The organism is Mycobacterium sp. 1245805.9, assembly GCF_001672915.1.
GTDB lineage: Bacteria > Actinomycetota > Actinomycetes > Mycobacteriales > Mycobacteriaceae > Mycobacterium.
Genome location: NZ_LZKR01000100.1, coordinates 39,325 through 62,722 on the forward strand (window position 1 = coordinate 39,325; position 23,398 = coordinate 62,722).

General features: G+C 67.0%; 23 protein-coding genes and 1 pseudogene. 7 read left to right on the plus strand and 17 right to left on the minus strand.

All coding sequences use genetic code 11. The features are described 5' to 3' along the window. The first annotated feature begins 34 nt into the window (after positions 1-34). Complete coding sequence (locus A9X00_RS14645; protein ID WP_067154466.1) at positions 35-955, plus strand: SDR family NAD(P)-dependent oxidoreductase; 921 nt, start codon at positions 35-37, stop codon at positions 953-955. A 2-nt stretch (positions 956-957) separates the two neighbouring features. On the opposite strand, the gene A9X00_RS14650 is transcribed toward A9X00_RS14645, so the two are convergent. From A9X00_RS14650 to A9X00_RS14695, 10 genes are all read right to left on the minus strand, one after another. Then, positions 958-1,416 carry a universal stress protein gene (locus tag A9X00_RS14650; RefSeq protein WP_067154401.1) on the minus strand — a complete coding sequence of 153 codons (459 nt, stop codon included), beginning with the start codon at positions 1,414-1,416 and terminating at the stop codon, positions 958-960. Between the two features lie 59 nt (positions 1,417-1,475). Then, positions 1,476-3,005, minus strand: a complete 1,530-nt coding sequence (locus tag A9X00_RS14655; protein ID WP_156772095.1) for an NAD(P)/FAD-dependent oxidoreductase — start codon at positions 3,003-3,005, stop codon at positions 1,476-1,478. A gap of 114 nt (positions 3,006-3,119) precedes the next feature. Next, positions 3,120-3,851, minus strand: coding sequence for a TetR/AcrR family transcriptional regulator (locus A9X00_RS14660; protein WP_156772091.1), 732 nt, complete (start codon positions 3,849-3,851; stop codon positions 3,120-3,122). 64 nt (positions 3,852-3,915) lie between these two features. After that, positions 3,916-4,911 carry an AraC family transcriptional regulator gene (locus A9X00_RS14665; RefSeq protein WP_156772092.1) on the minus strand — a complete coding sequence of 332 codons (996 nt, stop codon included), beginning with the start codon at positions 4,909-4,911 and terminating at the stop codon, positions 3,916-3,918. Positions 4,912-5,044: 133 nt separating this feature from the next. Beyond that, complete coding sequence (locus tag A9X00_RS14670; RefSeq protein WP_067154411.1) at positions 5,045-7,909, minus strand: RND family transporter; 2,865 nt, start codon at positions 7,907-7,909, stop codon at positions 5,045-5,047. Next, positions 7,906-8,349, minus strand: a complete 444-nt coding sequence (locus A9X00_RS14675) for an MmpS family transport accessory protein (protein WP_067154414.1) — start codon at positions 8,347-8,349, stop codon at positions 7,906-7,908. The genes A9X00_RS14670 and A9X00_RS14675 overlap by 4 nt, the downstream gene beginning before the upstream one ends. Positions 8,350-8,459: 110 nt before the next feature. After that, positions 8,460-9,362 (minus strand): SAM-dependent methyltransferase, encoded by a 903-nt coding sequence (locus tag A9X00_RS14680; RefSeq protein WP_067154417.1) that lies wholly within the window; start codon positions 9,360-9,362, stop codon positions 8,460-8,462. Between the two features lie 221 nt (positions 9,363-9,583). Beyond that, the gene (gene nrdE, locus A9X00_RS14685) at positions 9,584-11,749 is read right to left on the minus strand and encodes a class 1b ribonucleoside-diphosphate reductase subunit alpha (protein ID WP_082975240.1); all 2,166 of its coding nucleotides are present in this window, start codon (positions 11,747-11,749) and stop codon (positions 9,584-9,586) included. Then, positions 11,719-12,168 (minus strand): class Ib ribonucleoside-diphosphate reductase assembly flavoprotein NrdI, encoded by a 450-nt coding sequence (gene nrdI / locus A9X00_RS14690; protein ID WP_067154420.1) that lies wholly within the window; start codon positions 12,166-12,168, stop codon positions 11,719-11,721. The genes nrdE and nrdI overlap by 31 nt, the downstream gene beginning before the upstream one ends. A 31-nt stretch (positions 12,169-12,199) precedes the next feature. Further along, positions 12,200-12,439 (minus strand): redoxin NrdH, encoded by a 240-nt coding sequence (locus A9X00_RS14695; protein WP_067154423.1) that lies wholly within the window; start codon positions 12,437-12,439, stop codon positions 12,200-12,202. Between the two features lie 213 nt (positions 12,440-12,652). Between A9X00_RS14695 and A9X00_RS30785 the strand changes: the two genes are divergently transcribed. After that, positions 12,653-12,931: a hypothetical protein gene (locus tag A9X00_RS30785; RefSeq protein WP_156772093.1), complete on the plus strand. Its 279-nt coding sequence runs from the start codon at positions 12,653-12,655 to the stop codon at positions 12,929-12,931. Positions 12,932-12,933: 2 nt separating this feature from the next. Here the strand turns inward: A9X00_RS30785 and A9X00_RS14700 are convergent, their stop codons facing one another. Further along, complete coding sequence (locus A9X00_RS14700) at positions 12,934-13,491, minus strand: NAD(P)H-dependent oxidoreductase (protein ID WP_197515171.1); 558 nt, start codon at positions 13,489-13,491, stop codon at positions 12,934-12,936. Positions 13,492-13,580: 89 nt separating this feature from the next. On the opposite strand from A9X00_RS14700, the gene A9X00_RS14705 reads away from it, so the two are divergent. Continuing rightward, positions 13,581-14,183, plus strand: coding sequence for a TetR/AcrR family transcriptional regulator (locus A9X00_RS14705; protein WP_067154429.1), 603 nt, complete (start codon positions 13,581-13,583; stop codon positions 14,181-14,183). Continuing rightward, the gene (locus A9X00_RS14710; RefSeq protein WP_369830751.1) at positions 14,143-15,219 is read left to right on the plus strand and encodes a DNA polymerase IV; all 1,077 of its coding nucleotides are present in this window, start codon (positions 14,143-14,145) and stop codon (positions 15,217-15,219) included. Before A9X00_RS14705 ends, A9X00_RS14710 begins: the two co-directional genes overlap by 41 nt. Here the strand turns inward: A9X00_RS14710 and A9X00_RS14715 are convergent. Next, positions 15,181-16,095, minus strand: coding sequence for an SDR family oxidoreductase (locus A9X00_RS14715; protein ID WP_067154477.1), 915 nt, complete (start codon positions 16,093-16,095; stop codon positions 15,181-15,183). The two genes, A9X00_RS14710 and A9X00_RS14715, sit on opposite strands and share 39 nt — an antisense overlap. Positions 16,096-16,113: 18 nt before the next feature. Further along, positions 16,114-16,767 (minus strand): TetR/AcrR family transcriptional regulator, encoded by a 654-nt coding sequence (locus tag A9X00_RS14720; RefSeq protein ID WP_067154483.1) that lies wholly within the window; start codon positions 16,765-16,767, stop codon positions 16,114-16,116. Positions 16,768-16,891: 124 nt separating this feature from the next. Between A9X00_RS14720 and A9X00_RS14725 the strand changes: the two genes are divergently transcribed. Next, positions 16,892-18,376 (plus strand): cytochrome P450, encoded by a 1,485-nt coding sequence (locus A9X00_RS14725; protein ID WP_067154432.1) that lies wholly within the window; start codon positions 16,892-16,894, stop codon positions 18,374-18,376. Between the two features lie 6 nt (positions 18,377-18,382). Here the strand turns inward: A9X00_RS14725 and A9X00_RS14730 are convergent, their stop codons facing one another. From A9X00_RS14730 to A9X00_RS14745, 4 genes are all read right to left on the minus strand, one after another. Continuing rightward, positions 18,383-18,856 carry a homocitrate synthase gene (locus tag A9X00_RS14730; protein ID WP_067154435.1) on the minus strand — a complete coding sequence of 158 codons (474 nt, stop codon included), beginning with the start codon at positions 18,854-18,856 and terminating at the stop codon, positions 18,383-18,385. A 235-nt stretch (positions 18,857-19,091) separates the two neighbouring features. Next, positions 19,092-20,093: a sensor histidine kinase gene (locus A9X00_RS14735; RefSeq protein WP_067154438.1), complete on the minus strand. Its 1,002-nt coding sequence runs from the start codon at positions 20,091-20,093 to the stop codon at positions 19,092-19,094. A gap of 85 nt (positions 20,094-20,178) precedes the next feature. Then, on the minus strand, positions 20,179-21,627 hold the full coding sequence (locus tag A9X00_RS14740; RefSeq protein ID WP_067154442.1) for a FadR/GntR family transcriptional regulator: 1,449 nt from the start codon (positions 21,625-21,627) through the stop codon (positions 20,179-20,181). Between the two features lie 8 nt (positions 21,628-21,635). Then, the gene (locus A9X00_RS14745; protein ID WP_067154486.1) at positions 21,636-22,829 is read right to left on the minus strand and encodes a thiolase family protein; all 1,194 of its coding nucleotides are present in this window, start codon (positions 22,827-22,829) and stop codon (positions 21,636-21,638) included. Between the two features lie 63 nt (positions 22,830-22,892). Here A9X00_RS14745 and A9X00_RS14750 point away from each other — a divergent pair, with 63 nt between their 5' ends. After that, on the plus strand, positions 22,893-23,225 hold the full coding sequence (locus A9X00_RS14750) for a Zn-ribbon domain-containing OB-fold protein (RefSeq protein ID WP_067154445.1): 333 nt from the start codon (positions 22,893-22,895) through the stop codon (positions 23,223-23,225). An 87-nt stretch (positions 23,226-23,312) separates the two neighbouring features. Continuing rightward, positions 23,313-23,398: pseudogene (locus tag A9X00_RS32775) on the plus strand (acyl-CoA dehydrogenase family protein); the annotation flags it as partial.

Below are 23,398 nucleotides of genomic sequence, written 5' to 3' on the forward strand. Positions count from 1 at the left end.
CAACTCAAATGCCGGACATCGGATGGAGACCGCCATGAATTCGTCAAATCGCGCCGACCGTCGTGAGCTGGCCGTCGTCACCGGTGCCTCGACGGGCATCGGGTCGGCCACGGCAAAAGAACTGGCCCGCAGGGGTTTTCACGTGCTCGCCGGCGTACGCCGCGCTGCCGATGCCGAGGCGTTGCGCGCCGAAGGGATCGAGCCGTGCATCCTCGACATCACCGTTGAATCGGACGTCGTCGCGATCGCCGACCGCGTCGCGGACGATCCGCTGCAGCGTCCGCTTCGTGCGCTCGTCAACAACGCCGGCATCGCGATCAATGCGCCCGTCGAGACGCTGGCGCTGGCCGAGTGGCGCCAGCAGTTCGAGGTCAACTTGTTCGGTCATATCGCGATGACCCAGGCGCTGTTTCCCGCGCTGCTGAGCAGCTCCGGCACCGTCGTGAACATCAGTTCCGTTGGCGGAAAGGTGGTTCTGCCGACATACGGCGCGTATGCCGGTTCGAAGTTTGCGCTCGAGGCGGTCAGTGACGCGCTGCGCCGCGAGGTCGCCGGCACCGGAATCAAGGTCGTCGTCGTCGAACCGGGGGCGGTCAAGACCGAGATGGCCGAGCGCGGGATCACCACCGCGCAGGGGCTGATGGCGACCATGACCGAGGCCCAACTCGCCCGCTACGGCGAACTCGCCGCGGCAGTCACCGCACAAGCCCGATCGTTCGGCGAGGACGGCGTGTCCGCCGAACACGCCGCGAGGGTTATCGCCAACGCCGCCACCGCATCTCGCCCCCGGACTCGCTACACCATCGGGCGCGACGCCGCGATGCTGCTGCTGATCAGCCGCGTGGTATCCGACCGCGTCCTGGATCGCATTGTGCGGCTGAACCTTCGGTCCTTTGCAAAGGGCTCGGAGTCAAGCGAACCGCGCGGCGCGCTGGCGGGTACCGCCGATGTCTGAGCTCAGCCGGTGGTGTGGACGATCAGCACGTCGGTCTTGGCCCTGCGGGAGACTTCCGAGGGCACCGATCCCAGCAGCCGCCCGGCGACGCTGCTGAGCCCGACGTTGCCGACGACCAGCAGGTCGGCATCGACCTCCTCGGCGAGCTGCACCAGCGCGTTGATGGGGGCGCCGACTATCGACTTCTCCTCCACGTTGTTGGCCCCGGCTTGATGCGCGCGTTCCCTGGCGGTCTGCAGGATCGCGTAGAACGGGGCCTCACCCACCGTCCGATAGTCCTGACCGTGGTCACTGCCCGGCGGGATGGCGTAGCGGCCCTTTTCCTCGGGGACGGGGAGATGCGCGGTTGCGACGATCAATGTCGCGCCGTGATCCGCAGCGATCGCGGCTGCGCGGTCCACCGCACGCAGCGACGAATCCGAGCCATCGGTGCCGACCACCACGGTCTGATAGGCGCTCATTTCCCTCCCAGGGTAAAGCCCGACGGCCGCTGAACTCCAGATGAAGATTTGGCTGACGCCTACGCGGCGGGGCTCCGGTCCTTGCGGGTGCGGCGGACCCCGAAGAACTGGTACTCCTCCGGCTTCACCGCTCGGGTCGCTCGCCAGTACTCCCAGGTGTAGCCGCCCCACAGCACGGTGTTCTTGCCGTGCTCGTCGAGGTACCAGCTGCTGCAGCCGCCGCTGTTCCACACCGACTGCGAAAGTCGTTGCTGCAGTTCGTCGTTGAACCGGTCCTGCGCGGCGCGGGTCGGGGCCAGCGCCTCGGCGCCCAGCTTGTCGCATTTCGCGATCGCGTCGGCGACGTAGTGGATCTGGGACTCGATCATGAACACCACGGAGTTGTGGCCGAGACCCGTGTTGGGCCCCAGCAGGAAGAACAGGTTCGGCACGTCGGCGACGGTGATGCCCCGGTGCGCGCCGATGCCCTCCCGGTTCCAGCGGTCGACCAGGTCCTCGCCGTTTCGCCCCTTGATCTGGACGTAGGTGTAGGAGTCGGTGACGTGAAAGCCGGTGCCGTAGACGATCACGTCCACCTTGCGCTCTTTGCCGTCCGCGGTGACGATCCCGTCGCGCGTGACCCGGGTGATGCCGTCGGTGACCAGTTCGGTCTTGGGGTCGGCGACGGCGCCGTAGTACGTGGAGGAGTTCAGGATTCGCTTGCAACCGATGCGGTAGTTCGGGGTCAGCTTGCGGCGCAGCTCGCGGTCCTTGACCGAGCGCCAGATGTTGTATTTCGCGTAGGCCTCGATGAACTTCAGCGCGTTCGGCCGCTTGGTCATGCCGAAGGCCAGCGCCTCCTGGCCCCAGTAGATCGCCAGGCGCACCGCCGCGCGCAGGCCGGGAACGTTTTCCATGGCCCGGCGCAGCGCCACCGGCAGCTCGGGGTTGGACCGCGGCACCACCCACGGCGGGGTGCGTTGGTAGAGCTGAAGTTCGGCGACCTGCCCCACGATCTCGGGCACGATCTGGATCGCGCTGGCGCCGGTGCCGATCACGGCCACCCGCTTGCCGGTCAGGTCGACGCTGTGGTCCCACTGCGCGGAATGGAAAGCGGGACCGGCGAATTCGTCACGGCCCTCGATGTCGGGGAACGACGGAATGTGCAACGCGCCCGCCCCGGAGATCAGGAACTGCGCGACGTACTCGCGCCCGTCGGTGGTGAAGACATGCCAGCGGTTCTCGTCGTCGTCCCAGTGGCCCCGGTCGACCAGCGAGTTGAACACGATGTAGCGGCGCAGCCCGTATTTCTCGGTGACGGCCTTGAGGTAGTCCCAGATCTCGGGCTGATACGAGAACGGGTTCTTCCAGTCCGGCTTGGGCTCGAAGGAGAAGGAGTACAGGTGCGAGGGGATGTCACAGGCGCAGCCGGGATAGCTGTTGTCGCGCCACGTGCCGCCGACGTCGTTGGCCTTCTCCAGGATGACGAAGTCCACGCCCTGCTGTTGCAGCTTGATGCCCATGCCCAGACCGGAGAAGCCGGTCCCGATGATGAGGGCGCGGGTGTGCACCGGCTCCTGTGCCTGCTGTGTCGGCTCGGCTTGTGTCATGGCATCGGTCACGGCGGATGGTCTTCCTGTTGGCTCACGCAAATACCCAGTACCCAGGGTATCGAATAGGGCGAGTGTTATCGACGGCCGCGGCGATGTCAACGCCGCGGGAGCTCAGCTGGCGGCGGGGTTGCTGGGCACCACGCTGTGAATCGGCTGGTCGGGGTCCATCGCGATGCCCAGCGCGTCGGCGGTGCCCACGATGACGCCCATCATGATGGTGGTCAGGTGGGCGACGAATTGGTCGCGCGGCATGCGTCGCGGGCTGTCGGCCTCGGGACCCAGCCACCACTCGGTGGCCGACGCGGCCGATCCGAAGGCGGCGTGACCGGCCAGTTCGATCGCCGCGTGGTCCAGCTCCATCTCCCGCAGCTCGTTGTCGAACATGTCGGCCACGGCCAGGGTGATGCCGCGGCCCTCCTCCAGGATCTTGGGGCTCGCGGCGGAACGGCCCTGGATGAACACCCGCAGCACGTTGGGGTGCTGGTCGACGAGGTTGACGTACTCCTCGACGGCGCGGTGGATCACCTCGCGCGCCGAGTCGGTCTTCAGGTCGATCGACGGGAAGATCGCCGCCCACAACATGTCGCGCAGCCGCTCGCCGATCGCCTGAAACAGGTCGGATTTGTCGTGGAAGTGCCGGTAGATCTTGGGCTTGGCGGTGCCGGCCTCCTCGGCGATCTCCCGCACGCTGAGCTCGGGGCCCAGGCGGTCGATGGCGCGGAAGGCCGCGTCCACGATTTCGCCGCGCACCTTCTTGCGGTGTTCGCGCCACCGTTCGCTGCGCGCGTCGACCTTGACCCCGGGCTTGACGCTCGGATGCGGCGGTCGGGGAATTCTCACCACATCAAGCACCATACCCGTTGGCGCCGCTGACCTGGGCAGACCGGGTATCCGGCGCGGCGAGGCGTCAGTTTGGCGCGCGCAGCACCTCGCGGGGTGAGCGGCCGAACTCCCGCCGGTAGTCGGCCGCGAACCGGCCGAGATTGCCGAAGCCCCAGCGGTAGGCGACGGCCGCCACGGTGGTCCCGTCCTCGTGCGATGACCGCCGCAGGTCGGCGTGCGCCCGGGCGAGACGGATTGCCTTGAGGTAGGCCATGGGCGTCGTGTCCAGGTGCTTACGGAAGGCTTCCTGGAGGGCGCGGCTGCTCAGCCGGGCCGCGGCGGCGACGTCACCGATACGGATGTCCTCGGCCGCCGCGTCCTCGAGGTAGGCGATCGCGCGCCGAATGGCCGGCGGCCCGACGCCACCGGTGGGGCCCGTGCCGGCCGTGTGAAGGACCCCGGGATAGGCCTCGACCAAGCTCGCTATCAACATCCGCCGCATCTGTGCGGACAGCAGAGCCCCGGACGCCAAGAGCCCGTTCCGTCCGGCGTTCAGGAGCAGGAATTGCATCACCCTCGCGACGGCCATCGACCCCGGCCTGGACGGGTGCCACCGCAACGGGAATCGGACGGCGGCCGGCTCGGCCGCGCCGGAGAACTCGGCAACGGTCGCCTCGAATTCGGTACGGGGAATTCGCACATGGAAAAGGTTGCAGTTTTCTTCCCAGCGCAGCCGATACGCCGTGTGCGCATCCAGCACGACGTGTTCGCCGGGCACCAGCAGTCGTTCCCCACTTTCGGCGCGGGCCGCGAACCGCCCGCCGATCTGCTGGGATACGAGGACGAAGTCGTCGAACGTCGACGACTCCAGAACCGTGGTTCCCGCTCCATACGACAGGGAGTAAACGCCTAAGTCGCGGGTGCCTCCCTCCGCGTGCCGCGCGCGGAACGCCCGCAGACTGCCGCGGACGGTGAGGCGGTGGGGACAGTAGACGGACCCGATCTGAGTTCGCGCCTGTTCCGGATCGGCGGTATCGACCCGGATGCGCAGACCGCCGATCATGGCGGTATTCGCTTGCACAGCAGTCGCACCCCCCAATGGCGACGCGCCTCACCCACGCCGTCCGGACAACGTCAATCAAGCCTGCACGGGTGCGCCGCGGTTCACCCATGCCGATTGGGCCGTCTTGTCCACGGAATGCGACACAGGCGTGTCAACGGATTTCCGCGTATTCGACCGCCGCCACGCGTCGTCCGATGGTCGTGCGCGCCGGTCTGGATCGGATCAGCCGGGGCCACCAGAAGAACGGTCCGAGCAGCCGGGCGATGGCGGGTGTGATGAACGAACGCACGACCAGTGTGTCGAGCAGAAGGCCAATGCCGATTGTGGATCCCATTTCGCCGACCGAGACCAATTTGCCGGAAACCATTGCCATCATGGTGACCGCGAAGACCAGGCCGGCGGTGGTGACCACCTTGCCGGAATTGGCCACCGCCCTGATCAGACCGGTGTTAAGACCCGCCTTGCTTTCTTCGAGGTAGCGGGCGATGAGCAGCAGGTTGTAGTCCGAGCCGACCGCCACCAGGATGATGAACGTGAGCGGCAGGCCCAGCCAGCTCATCGGGATGCCGAGCATGTGTTGCCAGATCAGCACCGATAGGCCGAACGCCCCCGAATAAGAGAACGCGACGGTGCCGATGATGACCAACGCCGCGATCATGCTCCCGGTGATGAGCAACATCACCAGGAAGATCAACGCGAACGCCGCCGTGGCCGCGATGATCAGGTCGGTTTTGGCCGCATCCTGGATGTCCCAGTACGTCGTCGCTGCGCCGCCGAGATAGACTCGCGCCCCACCGAGCGTGGTGCCCTTCAGCGCCTCCTCGGCGGCGGGCAAATAGGTCTGATCGTGACGGATACCGTCGGCGGTGAGCGCTTCGCCGTCGTGGTAGATCATGTACCGGGCGGCCTTGCCATCCGGGGACATGAAAAATCTCAGGTCGATGTGAAAAGACGGGTTTGAGAACGCATCCGGTGGGAGGTAGAAGAACTCGTCGTTCTTCGAGCTGTCGAACGCGTAGCCCAGATCCATCATCTGCCGGCCCAGCTCGTCCAATTGGGCCAGCTGGGGCTGGATGGTGCTGTGTTCGGCCAGGATGACGCGGTGGAGCTGGTCAAGCTGGTCCACGTTGCGGCCGAGGAGTTCGACCAGTTGTGGCATCACCGAGTCCTGGACCAGCGCGGCCTTCAGATTCTTGTCCATCTGCTCGTCGAGCTGGTCGATCTTGTCGGTCGCATCGAACAGCGACCGCAGGGACCAGCACAGCGGGATGTCGAAACAGTGCTTCTCCCAGTAAAAGTAGCTTCGGACGGGTCGCCAGACATCGTCGAAGTCCGCGATGTTGTCGCGCAGCGCATCCGTGACGTCTTTCATGCCCCGGGCGGCGTCGGCGGCGATATGGGCCGCGCCGGCCTCTTGCGACGTCAGTTCCTGCTGATGACGCATCAGGTCGGTCATGCGGCTCGTGATGTCGGCCATGTCGGTGAGCCGGGTGTTGAGGTCGGTGAGGAACGGCAGGAGTTCTTTGATCTTCGTTCCCATCGAGCCCATGGTGTAGGTGAACGACGAATGCTCGAGCGGGGTCCCCAGTGGCCGGGTGACGCTCTGGACCAACCCGACACCAGGGGTGTGAAACACCGTGCGTGCCACTCGGTCCAGTGCGATCATGTCCGTGCTGTTGCGCATGTCGTGATCGGATTCGACCATCAGCATGTCGCCGTTCAGCCTGCTGACCGGGAAGTGCCTGTCGCTTGCGGCATAGCCCAGCTTCGACGGGCTGTCGTCGGAGATGTAGATCCGGTCGTCGTAATTCGGGCGGTAGGTGGGAAGCGTGAGCGATCCTACGAGCACCACGACGCAACTTGCCAGCAGCATCCGGCCGGGCCAGCGCACCGTTAGTGTGCCGACCTTGCGCCAAATCCCCACTCCGCCCTGATGTTTCGGCTCGAAGGCCCCGAAGCGGCTGCCCAACGCCAGCACCGCCGGGCCGAAGGTGAGGGCGGCCGCAACCGCCGTGAGCATCGCCAGAGCGCAGGGAATCCCACAGGTATTGAAGTAGTTGAGCCGGGTGAACTTGAGGCAGAACGTCGCGCCGGCGACCGCGAGACCGGATCCGAGGACGACGTGGGACACGCCGGTCACGGCGGAATAGTAGGCGGTCTCGCGGTCTTCACCCGCGTGCCGCGCTTCGTGGTAGCGGCCGACCAGGAAGATCGCGTAATCGGTTCCCGCGCCGAGGATCAGGGACACCAGGAGGTTCGACGCGAACTCGGATATCCCGATGAACTTGTGGAACACGAGAAGGGCGACGATGCCTCGCCCGCAGTTCAACTCGAGCATCACCATGAACAGGACGAGCAGGGCGGTCTTGATCGAGCGGTAAACGAGCAGCAGCATCAGGGTGATCAGGACGATGGTGACAAACATGATCGTGATGAGGCTCTCGTTGCCGGCTTCGAGCATGTCCGCCGACAGAGGTGCCGAACCCGAGACGTAGACCTTCAGCCCGGGCGGGCTTTTGGTCTGCGAGACCAGGTCTCGCACCGCCTTGATCGATTCGTCCGATAGCGCCGAGCCGAGATTTCCGGCGACCCGCACCAGCGTGTAGGACGCCTTTCCGTCATTGCTTTGCACCCCCGCGGCGGTCGCTCCTTGGCCCCACAGGTTCATGACGTATTGAACGTGCTTGTCGTGCTGCAGTTTTGCGACCAGATCGTTGTAGAACACGTGGTCGGCTTCGTCCAGTTTGTGTTCGCCCTCGAGGACGACCATCACCAGGCTGTTGCTGTCGGACTCCCTGAACACTTCGCCGATGTGGATGAGCGCCTGCGCCGATGGCGCGTCGACCGGGACCAGAGGACCCCGGCCCGCCTCGGTGACGGGCTCTAGCTGCGGAACGACCACGTTGAGGATGACCATCAGCGCGATCCACGCGAGGACCACGGGCACGGCGAACTTGCGGATGGTCCGCGCGACGAACGGTTTGCGCACGTTGGTGACGGCGCCGTCGTGGTTCATGCGGACAGCACCTGGCACCAGACGCCGGCATGCTCACCCGTAGCGATGTGCTCGGAGCGCACCTGCCCGTCAACGGTGATGCGGCAGCCGACGTTTCCCCCCGCCACCTGCGCGGTGATATCGGCGGTGGCCGTGGTCAATACGGTCACCTCCGTGTGCGTCCAGGGCAACGCCGCGAGGTCGACCGCGACCGCGTGCGAGTTCACGTCCCAATAGCTGACCCTCCCCCACCCGGCCAATTCACCGAAGATGTCGTATTCGATGCGTTTGGGATTGAACTGAGCGATCGAGAACTTGTTGCCCGGGCTTCGGGTTCGGTCCTTGGAGCCGAAGGTCCCGTGAGCAGTGTCGATGACGAATCCCGCCAAGACGACAACGACGGCCGCCAGGGTGGGCACCCAGAGCCTGCTGACGAGTCGCCGGCGTACCGAAACGCCCATGAGAATGGCCCTCCCCCGGGCGGTCACAACCGAAATTCGATTCACGCGGGCCCGGAACCGCGCGAGTGACTGGTATAGGGGTGCTGGCGAGCGAGGCTGCGACGAGCCCGCTAGCTGCGCAACGCGGTCAGCATCCGCGTGAAACTCGCGAGCTCGACGAAACCGTCCGCGGCCGGGGCGCTTCGTCCGGCCGCGTGGAAGATGGCGCCGATGTCGGCGCTACGCGCCGTCCAGCCACGCTCGGCCAGATACGCCCCGGGATCTGTGTGCTGCCCAGTGAAAGTCAGGCCGCGCAAGTCTATTTCGGGGTCCCGTGCGTTCCATATCGGGTGAAGCTTTCGCAAATTTTCTCCGAGCGCGTCGGCCCTGGGGCCGTTGACGTAATCAGCACCGAGCTGGCTGCCGGAAGCGCTCAATGCCGTAATCGCGTCGAGTATTTTGTCGTGCGCCTGGGGCGGTAGATACCCGATCAGGATACCTTCGACGATCCAGACGGTCGGCTGGGCGTCGTCGAAACCCGCTTGGCGCAACGCCGTTGGCCAGTCCCCGCGCAGATCGATGCCCAGGCAGTGATGTCCCTCGGCGGGCGGCCAGCCCACGCCCGTCAGGACGCTGCGTTTCCACTCGATTACCTGCGGTTGGTCGACTTCATAGATGGACATCGCCGGTGGCCAGCCCAAACGGTAGGCGCGGCAGTCCAATCCAGAGGCCAGGATTACGGCCTGCCGAATGCCAGACCGGCATGCGTCCAGTGCGAAGTCGTCGAGGCTTCTGCTGCGCATGCCGAAGTACGCGGGCATCCAGTCGGCGTCCACGTCCGAGAAATCGATCGTGCCGTTGACCAATTGGGTGAACAACGTCAATCCGACCGCTCGAACCAGCACCTCGGCGAACGGATCCCTGATCACCGGATCGGTTTGCCTGCCGGCGACGGCTCGTGCCGCGGCCACCATCGTGGCGGTCGCGCCCACTCCGGTCTTGAGGTCCCAACTGTCGTCACGGGTTCGGGGCATGGTAGTCCCTTCGAGTCATCGGCTGCGTCCAGACAGTCGACGGCACCCGAAGCAGGCGCCCTCTTGAAAGTCACTGTCCGGTGCAAAGTTAGGGCTGCACCCGCGGCCGGTCTACCCGAATAGCGCGGCCGATGGCCGGAAAGCGCGGTAAGCCCCCGCGGACCACGCCGGACGGCCGAGTGTGACCTGAGCGGCGCGAGCCACTTATGCCGATGCGTGCCCTACAGCATGCAGGAGACGCAGCCCTCGACCTCGGTGCCCTCCAGCGCCATTTGCCGCAGCCGGATGTAATACAGCGTCTTGATTCCCTTGCGCCACGCGTAGATCTGCGCCTTGTTCACGTCGCGGGTGGTGGCGGTGTCCTTGAAGAACAGGGTCAGCGAGAGCCCCTGGTCCACGTGCTGGGTGGCCGCGGCGTAGGTGTCGATGATCTTCTCGTAGCCGATCTCGTAGGCGTCCTGGTAGTACTCGAGGTTGTCGTTGGTCATGTAGGGCGCCGGGTAGTAGACCCGCCCGATCTTGCCCTCCTTGCGGATCTCCACCTTCGACACGATCGGGTGGATCGACGACGTGGAGTGGTTGATGTAGGAGATCGACCCGGTCGGCGGCACCGCCTGCAGGTTCTGGTTGTAGATGCCGTGCGCCTGGACCGATTCCTTCAACCGCTTCCAGTCGTCCTGGGTGGGGATGCGGATCTCGGCGTCGGCGAACAGCTGGCGCACCTTGTCGGTAGCCGGCTCCCACGCCTGCTCGGTGTACTTGTCGAAGAACTCGCCCGACGCGTACTCGGAGCGCTCGAAACCCTTGAAGTGCGTGCCGCGTTCGATCGCGATCCGGTTCGAGGCCCGCAGCGCGTGGTAGAGCACCGTGTAGAAGTAGATGTTGGTGAAGTCGATGCCTTCCTCGGAACCGTAGAAGATGCCCTCCCGGGCGAGGTAGCCGTGCAGGTTCATCTGACCCAGCCCGATCGCGTGGGAATCGTTGTTGCCCTGCTCGATTGAGGGCACCGACGTGATGTGCGTCTGGTCGCTCACGGCGGTCAGCGCCCGGATGGCCACCTCGATCGTCTGGGCGAAGTCCGGCGAGTCCATCGTCTTGGCGATGTTCAGCGACCCCAGGTTGCACGAAATGTCCTTGCCCACCTTGGCATACGACAGGTCATCGTTGAATTCCGACGGCGTGGACACCTGCAGGATCTCCGAGCACAGGTTCGAGTGCGTGATCTTGCCCTCGATGGGGTTGGCCCGGTTCACCGTGTCCTCAAACATGATGTACGGGTAGCCCGACTCGAACTGCAGCTCGGCCAGCGTCTGGAAGAACTCGCGCGCCTTGATCTTGGTCTTGCGGATGCGCGCGTCGTCGACCATCTCGTAGTACTTCTCGGTCACTGAGATGTCGGCGAACGGCACCCCGTAGACGCGCTCGACGTCGTACGGCGAGAACAGGTACATGTCCTCGTTCTTCTTGGCCAGCTCGAAGGTGATGTCGGGGATCACCACGCCCAGGCTCAGGGTCTTGATCCGGATCTTCTCGTCGGCGTTCTCCCGCTTGGTGTCCAGGAAGCGGTAGATGTCGGGGTGATGCGCCTGCAGGTACACCGCGCCGGCGCCCTGGCGAGCCCCCAGCTGATTGGCGTAGGAGAACGAGTCCTCGAGCAGCTTCATGATCGGGATGACGCCCGAGGACTGGTTTTCGATGTTCTTGATCGGCGCGCCGTGCTCGCGAATGTTGGAGAGCAGCAACGCGACTCCCCCGCCGCGCTTGGACAGCTGCAGGGCGGAGTTGATCGATCGCCCGATTGACTCCATGTTGTCCTCGATGCGAAGGAGGAAGCAGCTGACCGGCTCGCCGCGTTGCTTCTTGCCCGAGTTCAAGAACGTCGGGGTGGCCGGCTGGAACCGCCCGTCGATGATCTCGTCGACCAGCTTCTCGGCCAGCCCGGTGTCGCCGGACGCCAACGTGAGCGCGACCATGACGACGCGGTCCTCGAAGCGCTCCAGGTAGCGCTTCCCGTCGAACGTCTTCAGCGTGTAGGAGGTGTAGTACTTGAACGCACCGAGAAACGTCGGGAAGCGGAACTTCTTGGCGTAGGCGCGGTCCAGCAGCTCCTTGACGAAGTTGCGCGAGTACTGGTCGAGAACCTCACGCTCGTAATAGTTCTCGCGGATCAGATAGTCGAGCTTCTCGTCCTGATTGTGAAAGAAGACGGTGTTCTGGTTGACGTGCTCCAGGAAGTACTGGCGCGCCGCGAGCACGTCCTTGTCGAACTGAATCCTGCCGTCCTTGTCGTACAGGTTCAGCATCGCGTTCAGAGCGTGGTAGTCCGTCTCTTCGGGCGACACATGCGTGCCGGCGGCTACAGGCTCTGCAGTGACGGTTGGTGGCACGTCTGTTCCTTCCAGAAATCGGCGAGGCCGGCACGGACGGCATCCACGTCGTCCGGGGTCCCCATCAGTTCGAAGCGGTAAAGGTAGGGAACGCGGCACTTGCGCGAGATGATGTTGCCCGCGTACGCGAATGCGATCCCGTAGTCGTTGTTGCCCGCGGCGATGACGCCGCGGATCAGCGACCGGTTGAGCTCGTTGTTCAAGAAGGCGATGACCTGCTTAGGGACATACCCCGCGGCGTTGATGTCCAAATCGTGCCGTCCACCGCCGTACGTCGGCACTATCAGCACGTACGGCTCGTCGACCTCGATGCGCCCGTGCAGCGGTATCCGTGTGGCGGGAACACCCAGCTTCTGCACGAAGCGGTGGGTGCTCTCCGACACGGAAGAGAAGTAGACCAGGTTGCGCCCCACGTCCATGGCACCGCAACCTCCTTACCTAACGCTTTGCCTACGCGCTGAGTGCCGACTCGGCGAGCGCCTTGATGCGATCGGGCCGGAACCCCGACCAGTGGTCGTTGCCCGCCACCACCACGGGAGCCTGCAGGTAGCCCAGCGCCATCACGTAGTCCCGCGACTCTGCGTCCAGCGTGATGTCGACCTTCTGGTAGGCGATGCCCTGCTTGTCCAGGGCCTTGAAGGTGGCGCTGCACTGCACGCACGCGGGCTTCGTGTAGACGGTGATGCTCATGGATGCCGCTCCTTTGCGGAAGGGGAACGTGTAACGGACTGGCAACTACTTGGGTACTGCACCAAACTCGGTCCTCGCTGTGTTCAGCGGCCCGCCAGGCCCCGTGATTCCCGTCGTGCGGCTTCGAGGTCTTCGAGCCGATTCGGGGAGGCCCCCAAGCCCGGCCAGCTTGGGAAACCTGGGATCTGCCGGTGCCTCGAAACACTACACCTAGTGGCCGACAAGTTGTCCAGATACAAGATGTTCGGAATAACAATTTTGAAATTCGCTGGTCGTAAGCCCTCCGGCCGACACGCCCTCGGCGTGTCGCAGGTCACATGTCGGTCACGCGAGCTCATGCGCACCGGTATATCACCGGGCACCGACACCGCCGGCACGATCGCGAGCCCCGACGGACCGTCAGCAAAGCCGCCAGCGCGGGCTGGCGGCTTTGGCTATTCGGTTATCGAAACGTCGCTGGTGGCCGGCGCGCGGCTTGTCGGTTCCCGCTAAATTCAGCCGACTTCGGCGGCCAGCTTGCCGACGACGTCACGCACGTTCGCCGGGAGCTCGGGGTGTTCGGCGGGCCCCTTGCCGTCCAGGGTTTTGAACGGCACGGACAGCTTGATCGACTCGATCACGCGGGCGCCGGCGATTCCGAACGACTTGCGCGTCTCGTCGTGCGCCCACACGCCGCCGTACTGTCCGAAGGACCCCCCGACGACCGCCAGGGGCTTGCCCTTCAGCGCGCCGTCGCCCCACGGGCGGGACAGCCAGTCGATCGCGTTCTTGATGACCGCGGGGATGCTGCCGTTGTACTCCGGGGTGACCACCAGCGCGGCGTCCGCGTCGGCCGCAGCGCCGCGCAGCGCGGCCACCGGGGCCAGCGCCGGCACGCCGGTCGTCATCGAGTCGTCGATCTCCTCGTTGTAGAACGGCAGCTCAGCCAGCCCCTCGAAGATCGTGACGGTCACGCCGTCGGGAGCCACCGCCCCCGCCAGCTCGGCGATCTGGCGGTTGATCGACGCAGCGCGCAGGCTGCCCACTAACGCCAAAATCTTGATCTCTGACAACCTTGTTTCCCTTCGGCCGTTGGTCTACATCCTTGCATGCCCCAACCGGACTATAGTCCGGTTTATTCCGGCGGCGCTAAAGTGCGGATGTGAGCGGTGTCGAGCGGTCGCGCGAGTTGCCCGTGTCGGTTCCCCAGGAACGGGGCGACGCGGCCCGCAACCGCACCCTCCTGCTGCAGGCCGCCCGCCGGCTGGTCGCCGAGCGCGGCGCCGACGCCGTCACCATGGACGACGTCGCCGCTGCCGCGGGAGTCGGCAAGGGCACGCTGTTCCGCCGCTTCGGCAGCCGGGCCGGCCTGATGATGGTGCTGCTCGACGACGACGAGCGCGCCAGCCAGCAGGCGTTTCTGTTCGGTCCGCCGCCACTCGGACCGGATGCCCCGCCGATGGATCGCCTGGTCGCCTTCGGTCGCGAGCGGATGTGTTTCGTCCACGCCCACCACGAACTGCTGTCGGCGGCCAACCGCGACCCGCAGCTGCGCCACGCCGGGGCGCTCGAGGTGCAGCGCACGCACGTGCGGCTGCTGCTGGCCTCGGCGGGCACCACCGGCGACCTCGATATCCAGACCGACGCGCTGCTCTCGCTGCTCGACGCGGATTACGTGGAGCACCAACTCAATGGCGGCGGCCACACCATGGACACGTTGTGCGATGCGTGGGAAAGCCTGGCGCGCAAGCTCTGTGGCCGGTGAGGGCGCCATGAGCTGGGTCCTGCATGTCGACCTCGACCAGTTCCTGGCCTCGGTCGAGCTGCGCCGCCACCCCGAACTGGCCGGGCTGCCGGTCATCGTCGGCGGCAGCGGCGACCCGACCGAGCCGCGCAAGGTGGTCACCTGCGCCTCGTACGAGGCCCGCGAGTTCGGCGTGCACGCCGGCATGCCGTTGCGCACCGCCGCCCGCCGCTGCCCGGACGCCACCTTCCTGCCGTCGGACCCGGCCGCCTACGACGAGGCCTCCGATCAGGTGATGGGCCTGCTGCGCGACCTGGGGCATCCGGTCGAGGTGTGGGGCTGGGACGAGGCGTACGTCGGCGTCGAGGGCGGGGATCCGACCGAGGTGGCAGAACAGATCCGGACGGTCGTGGCGTCGGAAACCGGACTGTCCTGCTCGGTCGGCATCAGCGACAACAAACAGCGGGCCAAGGTCGCCACCGGCTTCGCGAAACCGGCCGGCATTTTTGCGCTCACCGACGCGAACTGGATGGCGGTGATGGCGGAGCGTCCGGTCGACGCGCTGTGGGGGGTGGGCCCGAAAACGGCGAAAAAGCTTGCGGCCCTTGATATCACCACGGTGCGCGAGCTGGCGGGCGCCGACGCCGAGCTGCTGACGTCCACCTTCGGCCCGCGCACCGGCCTGTGGCTGCTGCTGCTGGCCAAGGGTGGCGGCGACGCGGAAGTCAGCGCCGAGCCGTGGGTACCGCGCTCGCGCAGCCACGTCGTCACCTTTCCGCGCGACCTGACCGAGCGGGCCGAAATGGACTCGGCCATAACCCAATTGGCGCGCCAGGCCTTGGATGACGTGCTGGCGGCGGGGCGGATCGTCACCCGCGTCGCCGTCACCGTGCGGACCGCGACGTTCTACACCCGCACCAAGATCCGCAAGCTGCCCGCCCCCACCACCGACGCCGACACCATCACCGACGCGGCCCTGCGCGTGCTGGACCTCTTCGAGCTGGACCGGCCGATTCGGCTACTCGGCGTGCGTCTCGAGCTGGCCATGGGAGACTAGCGGCGCCGGGGCGGGACGCAGTGCGCGCGTGAAGATCACGTTCACCTGACGCATCGCCACGCTGTATGGCCACCAGGCCAGCCGCTTGAAGGCGTACAGCGCGCGGATGTCGCTCGACGTGTAGATCAGGTAGCGGTTCTTCGCGACGCCGGCCAGGATCTTCTCGGCCGCCCTTTCCGGCGACACCGCGTGTCCGCTGAAGCGGTCCACCCAGCGGGCGACCCGGGGATCCTCGCGGTCGACCCCGGCGATTTCGACCGTGTCCACCAACGGGGTCTTCACCGCGCCGGGCACCACGACCGACACCCCGATGCCGTGGCGCGCGAGGTCGAAGCGCAACACCTCGGACAGGCCGCGCAGCCCGAACTTGCTCGCGCTGTAGGCCGCGTGCCACGGCAGCGCAACCAGCCCCGCCGCCGACGACACGTTGACCACGTGCCCGCCCCGGCCGGCCGCCAGCATCGGGGGAACGAACGCCTCGATGACGTGGATCGGACCCATCAGGTTGATCGCGATCATCTTGCTCCACTGCTCGTGGGTCAGCCGGTCGACGGTGCCCCACGCCGACACGCCGGCGATGTTCAGCACGACGTCCATGGTCGAATGCTCGGCGTGGATGTCGGCGGCAAACGCCGCCACCTGGTCGTGGTCGGCGATGTCGAGAGCGCGGTGGGCGGGCACCGCCGCCCCCAGCGCGCGGGCGTCGGCCACGGTCGACTCGAGGCCGTCGGCGTTGCGGTCGGTCAGGTACAGCTCGGCGCCCTGCGCGGCCAACCGCAGGGCGGTCGCGCGCCCGATCCCGCTGGCCGCCCCGGTGACCAGGCACCGCTTCCCCGCGAAATACCGCCCAGATGCCCCCGGAAGCCTTAGCCCCATGGCCGTGACCATACCGCGTTACTTCGGGCCGCCACCCCAGAGCGAATTCAGCCACAGCTGCTCGAGCACCCGCACGCGGCGCTCCACGTCGTCTTGATGACCTTGGCGTCCGGCGAGCAGCGGGTCGCCGCTCAGCGTCAGGGAGGTGGTGCCCGCCAGGATGCGCACGAGCGCCGGGACGTCGTCGCTGATCGGGTTCGCGGTACCCGCCTTGATCTCCGCCTCGACGATCGCGGTGATCTGGCCCAGCACCATCTCGAACTGCCGCTCCAGCAGCTCTTGAATCTGAACGTCGGTGTGGCGGGCCACCTCACAGGCCGCCATCACCGGGTCGTTGTGCGCGTAGACCGCGGCGGCGCTGCGGACCATCCGCTTGGCGAACTGCTCCGGCGACTCGCCCGGCTGGCGGGGGGCGAAGTATTGGGTGAGCTCTTCGAGTTCCTCGGCGGCGTAGGCCATGATCTGGGCGAGCACCGCGTACTTGGAGTCGAAGTAGAAGTAGAAGCCCGATCGGGCGACCCCGGCGCGCAGGCTGATGGTGCTCACCGACAGCTCCGCGAACGGTACTTCCTCGAGCAGGTCGCGCACCGCCTGCATGATCGCCTGCCGATGCTTGTCGCCCCGGCGGCGAATGGCCGGTTCGCCCGGGTCCGGGTCGGCGTGGCTGCTCACGTCATCGACCTTGCACCACGCCACAGGAAAAGCAAACTTGACAGCCGTCAAGTTTTTCCCGAAGGTAGGGATCAGTGACCGCTGTCACCCGCCCCGGGCCCGCCAAGGAGCGCGAAGGAGTTTCATGGCCGCCACTATCAGCACCCCGAACTATCTGCTCGATCAGGCGCGCCGCCGGTTGACCCCGTCGTTCAACAACTTCCCCGGCATGGGCCTGGTCGAACGCAGGCTGCTCAACACCCAGTTCCCCGAGCACAAGCTCGCCGACCCGCCGCCGGGCAGCGGGCTCAAGCCGGTCCTCGGTGACGCGGGGCTGCCGGTCCTCGGGCACATCATCGAGATGCTGCGCGGTGGACCCGACTACCTGTTGTTCCTGTACCAGACCAAGGGCCCGGTCGTCTTCGGGGACTCGCCGGTGTTGCCGGGCGTCGCGGCGCTGGGCCCCGACGCGGCGCAGGTCATCTACTCCAACCGCAACAAGGACTACTCCCAGCAGGGCTGGGTGCCGGTGATCGGTCCGTTCTTCCACCGCGGGCTGATGCTGCTCGACTTCGAAGAGCACATGTTCCACCGGCGGATCATGCAGGAGGCGTTCGTCCGGTCCCGGCTCGTCTCCTACGTCGAGCAGATGGACAAGGTCATCACGAAAACGGTCGCCGACGACTGGGTGGTCAACGACGCGCGCTTCCTCCTCTATCCGGCGATGAAGGAGCTGACCCTCGACATCGCCTCGATGGTGTTCATGGGCCACGCGCCGGGCACCGACCGCGAGCTGGTGACCAAGGTGAACAAGGCGTTCACGGTCACCACCCGCGCCGGCAACGCGATCATCCGCACCGGTGTCCCGCCGTTCACCTGGTGGCGCGGCCTGAAGGCCCGCGAACTGCTGGAGAACTACTTCCGCGAGCGCGTCAAGGAACAGCGCGGGAAGGACGGCAACGACCTGCTGTCGGTGTTGTGCCAGACCGAGGACGAGGACGGCAACAAGTTCTCCGACGAGGACATCGTCAACCACATGATCTTCCTGATGATGGCCGCGCACGACACGTCGACGTCGACGGCCACCACGATGGTCTACCAGCTGGCCGCCCACCCGGAGTGGCAGGAGCGCTGCCGCGACGAGTCGGACCGCCTGATCGGCGACGGGCCGCTCGACATCGACTCCCTCGAGAAGCTCGAGTCGCTGGACCTGGTGATGAACGAGTCGATCCGGCTGGTGACGCCGGTGCAGTGGGCCATGCGCCAGACCGTGCGCGACACGGACCTGCTGGGCTACTACATCCCGAAGGGCACCAACGTGATCGCCTATCCCGGGATGAATCACCGGCTGCCGGAACTCTGGACGGATCCGCTGAAGTTCGACCCGGACCGGTTCACCGAGCCGCGCAGCGAGCACAAGCGGCACCGCTATGGGTGGACGCCGTTCGGCGGTGGCGCGCACAAGTGCATCGGAATGGTGTTCGGGCAGTTGGAGATCAAGTCGATCCTGCACCGCCTGCTGCGCCGCTACCGGCTGGAGCTGCCCCGCCCGGGGTACCAGGCCGAGTGGGACTACGGCGGCATGCCGGTGCCCAAGGACGGCATGCCGATCTTGCTGCGCCGGCTGTAAGGCCGGTCACGCCAACAGCCGGTTGGCGCACGCGATCACCGCGCGCAACGCCGACTGGGTCGGGTCTTCCGAGAGGCCCATCGCCCACTCGGCGCGAATCCCGTTGCTGCCGCGGATAAACGTGGCCGTCGCGGCGCCGCAACGGATCTGGTGAAACCGCAACATCTCCACCGTGATTCCGCGCTCGTGCAGCATCGCGGTGAGGGCGGCGATCGGACCGCTGGCGGCGGCGGTCGACGTGCTGATGTGATCGCCGACGGCGATCATCGCTCGAAAGTTGCGGGCCTGGGGGCCGAGCCGCCCGGCGGGCCGCTCGGCGTCGGTGCACGCCCAGTGCCCCAGTCGCAGCGGGCCGGCGGTGCGTCCGTAGGTGGCGACGAAGGCGTCCCACGACATCGCGTCGGCCTCCTCACGCAGCCCGCGCGGCAAGGCGGCGCCGAAGTGGTCGCCCAAGGGGGGAAGGGATTTGGTAAGAGCCACGGTCTCGGTCTTCTCTGCTCAGCAGGGGTGACCGACGGTAGTAGCTTCCGACCCACAGCGGGGGGTCGGTCTGGGATCAGACCCCGCTGCGGGTGCTGGCTACTACTGCCTTGTGCAAGGCACGCTGAAGAAGACGCACGAGCGCCGACATTAGACGTCGCGCGCCGGCAATGCAAATCCTTTTTGTGCGTCCCGGTAACTCATTGCCGGACAGGCGCTTTCGTGATCGAAGCCCCTATCCGTTCGGCCCGGGCGACGCGTCGAAGCGCAGGTAGGCCTGGATCGTCGTCCCGGCCGGCGTGGTGTGCGTGCGGACCAGGTCCGATATCGCATTGACCAGATACAGCCCACGGCTGGCCGGGCCGCTCGGGCCGGGGTCCAGGCGCCCCACCAGCGGGTCCCCAAGCCGCCCCGTGTCGCGCGCCTCGCAGACCAGGTGCTCGTCCTCGCGCCAGAAGGCCAGCCGGCAGGCCCCGTCCGTGTACATCAGGCTGTTGCTGGCCAGCTCCGTCGCGATCAGTTGCAGATCCTCGATGCCGTCCTGCGACATCCCCACCCAGCCGGCGTAGTCGACGGCGAACGAGCGGGCGAGCCGCAGGTCCGCCGACTTCCTGACCAGGTACGTGACGGCGCCCGGCTTGGCGGCGAGCGGCCGGTTGCAACGATCCAAGACCTCGTCGGGCGCGTATTCGGCGCTGCGATGCAGCGCGCCACCGCTCCACAGCAGGGGGTGCGTCGCGCGGGCATCGGCCAGCACCTCGTCAGCCAGCACACTCGCGTCGTAGAGGCACAACCCGGTCGCGGGGTATCCGTCGAGGGCCGAGTTGACCAGCGCCTCGTGTTCGGAGCAGGCGACGATTTCCTCGTCGGTGCGTTCGGGCCAGGCGAGCTCGCTCACGATTCGCACCCGCCGACCCTGGTGTTCGTCGATGAAGGAACCCTCCATGGCCATGAATCGGCTCGGGTTGCGGCCGATCTCGGCGACGTCGGCCATCCGCACTTCCGCGGGGAATTCGCCGGGGCGGGGCAGCGCGTCGCGCAGCATGTCCAGCTTGTCGCCGGGCACCGCCACGAAAACGTCCTCGTCGCGCGCCAACCCGTCGACGACGAAGCGAACCACAAAGTCCAGGTACTCCCCCTGCGAACGGTAGAGGAGCCCGGAATGAACGAAACCCGCATGGTCGGTATCCGTCCCCCCGAAGCCTCCCGTCACCGGCGCGCGCTCGCTTTCGATCACAAGTGCCAACCCCCCTGCTGGACCGGCCGTTCGTCATTCCCCCTCCCAATACCCGATAAGGCCATTCGGTATGCGCACGAACGCGTCACAGCCACCACGAGGCCGCGGCGTCGAGGTGGCGCCGGATGCGATACCGGGCGAGGCTGTCGTCGCCGGCCTCGATCGCCTGCAGGATCCGCAGATGCGCGTGCTCGACGGCGACGACGTCGGCCCAGTTCGGCTCCGTCCGCGCGGTGCTGGACCAGTGCCGGCGAAACAGCTCGATGATGATGCGAAGGAACAGGTCCAGCAGCGCGTTGCCAGCCAGTTGGGCCAATCCAAGGTGGAAGCGGGCCTCCTCGGCGACGGCCTTGCGCACGTCCCCGTCGTGGCTCCCCGAACGGGTCGCCACAAACGCCGCCACCTCGGACTCGCTGCGGCGCTTGACGATCCGGGCGACGTTGTCGATCTCGATGGCGTCGCGAACGCAGCGCAGGTCTTCCCGGGTCGGCCTGCGGTACTGCAGGTACAGGGCGATGGTGTCGATGCTGGCCTCGGCGTGCGGCGTGGTGACGATCAGGCCGCCACCCGGCCCGCGCCGCATCCGCGCGACCGAGTGATATTCGAGCAACCGCACCGCCTCCCGGAACACCGCGCGGCTGACCCGGTAGCGCTCCAGCAGGGCCGTCTCCGTCCCGAACACGGAGCCGACCCGCCAGCCGTCGGCGGCGATCTCGTCGCCGATGGTGGCGGCCAGCATCTCGGCGAGTTTGCCGTGCGGCGCGTCACCTTCGAGGGACAGGCCCGGCCGGAGCCGGCGCACCCCGCGCGGCCGGGTTCCCTCGCCGGGGTAATGGCGCTGCAGCCAGGACGTCACCGCTTCGACGTGGCGTTCGGAAAGCGTCTTGGCCCGCGCCGCATCGCCGGCGGTGACGGCGGCGACGAGCCGCGAGTGGTCGCGGTGCATGTGCTCGACCGCCTCGATGGCCTCGGTCGACGAGTCGGTCCGCGACTGCAGGGCGTAGCGCGTGGTGAGCCGCATCAGGATGTCGATGAACAGTTGCAGGACCGGGTTTTTGGATTGCTCCGCCAGCGCGATGTGGAACTCGTCGCGCGGCGCCGGCAGGCCGGGCCGCCACTGCTCCTGCGCCCGCAACACCGCGCGCAGCCGCTCGATGCCGGCTTCGTCGATGCGTTCCGCCGCAAGGGAGGCCGCCAGCGGCTCGAGCACCAGGCGCGCGTTGAGCAGGTCGACCAGCGTGGTGCCCAGGTACTCGAGGTAGATCACCACGGCGCGGGTCGCCGGGCCGGCGTCCGGCCGGCAGATCAGCAGCCCGCCGCCGGGTCCGCGGCGCATCCGGGCGACCTGGTGGTGTTCGACCAGGCGAACGGCCTCGCGCAGCACCGATCGGCTCACGCCGTAGCGCTGTTGCAGGGCGTGTTCGGAGCCGAGCGATTCGCCGACGGTCCAGCCGCGCCGGACGATGTCCGCCTCGATCTGGCGGGCAATCTGTGCGGCCAGTTTGTCCGCGGGGCCGGAATCGCGCTGTGCCACGAGCTATCTCAACAGGTGAGCAACATGCATCCGGCGACGGGGCCACCGCCCACCGAAACCACGCCGACCTCGGGGCGTTTGGACACCTGGCGCTCCCCCGCGTCGCCGCGCAGCTGCAGGCACCCTTCATGCAAGGCCCAGTAGCCGTGCATGCGCCCCGCCGACAGCTGGCCGCCGTAGGTGTTCAGCGGCAGTTGGCCGTCGAGGGCGATGCGCGCGCCGCCCTCGACGAACGGCCCGGCCTCGCCGTCGCCGCACACCCCCAGCGCCTCCAGCCACGCGAGGGCGAGAAACGTGAAGCCGTCGTACAACTCGGCCAGCTCCAGGTCGGCGGGCGTCAACTGCGTGCGCGACCACATCTGGACCGTCGCGTCCGACATCGCCATCTTCGGGTAGTCGTCGCGGTGGAACCAGCCGCCGGCGCCGTCGGACCCGCCGATCGCCTCCACCGCCACCGCGCGGTGCGGGCAGTCGCGGGCGTACTCGGCGTGCGACACCACCACCGCAATCGAACCGTCGATGGGGACGTCGCAGTCCAGCAGGCCGAACGGCGTCGAGACCGGCCGCGCCGCCAGGTAGTCGGCCATGGTCATCGGTTCGCGGTAGACCGCAAGGGGATTCAGCGCGGCGTTGCGCCGACCGTTGAGCGCCAGCCAGCCCAGCTGTTCCTTGGTGGTCCCGTACAGCTCCATGTGGCGGCGGCAGTTCAGGGCCAACCAGTTCGCGGCGGAATAGGCGTGGGCCGCGACCAGGTCGTTGACGTCGTCCATCGCGCCGACCGCCGGCTTCGGCGCGCCCTCGGGGGTCTCGAACATTCGCGCCAGCGGCGGCGCGGGCGCGTTTTCCTCCCGCTTGACCGGGACCGTTCCGCCGAGCATTTGTATCGTCCGGTAGATCACCACGTGGCGAGCGCGCCGCTCGGCGACCGCGCGGCACGCCGACATCACCGGGCTCAGCAGGCCCCCGGTGCCGAAGCCGGCCCCGCAGTCGGCCGCCTCGATGCGCAGTTCGGCGTTGACGTCCGCGGCCGGCGTGTCGCCGAGGGTGGCGATCCCGTCGATGTCGGCTGGCGACAGGCCGGCGTCCGCGATGGCGGCGCGCACCGACTCCATGGTCAGCTCCAGGCCGGGGATCCCGGTGCGACGGCCGATGCGCGAGATGCCGAGGCCGGAGATGATCGCGTCTTTTTCGAAGTAGGTCATGTGCACCATCCGTCCCAGCAACCCGTCACCCACACCGAACCAATAGAGTGTACTGTATTTGCCGTGTCAGGCGAGTTGCTCATCGAACACTGCGACGCGTGCGCGCGCTGGGTGCACCCGGCGGCCGGCGAATGCCGGGACTGCGGCGGCCCGCTGGTGGCGCGGCCGGTTTCGGGACGTGGCACGGTGTTCACCTACACGGTGAACCACCACCCGTACAACCCGGAGATCCCGACGCCCTACGTGATCGCGATCGTCGAGCTCGCCGAGCAGAGCGGGCTGCGGGTGGCCGCCAACATCGTTGGCTGCGAACCGGATTCGGTGACGTGCGGCCTGCCCGTCGCCATCCAGCCCGAGAAGGGCAGCGGCGGCGCGCCACAATTCGCCCCTGCCTAGCCCTTTCCTCGCGAGCGTGCGCAGAATGCCGCTCCGTGCGGCGTGTCGTCGTACAAACATGCACGCTCGCGCAACGAAACCTAGTTGATCAGCGGGTCGCGCGGCATGACGATCGCCGGCGGCACCTCCGAGGTGACCCGCAACCAGATCGCCGAGCGGATCCTGGGCATGCC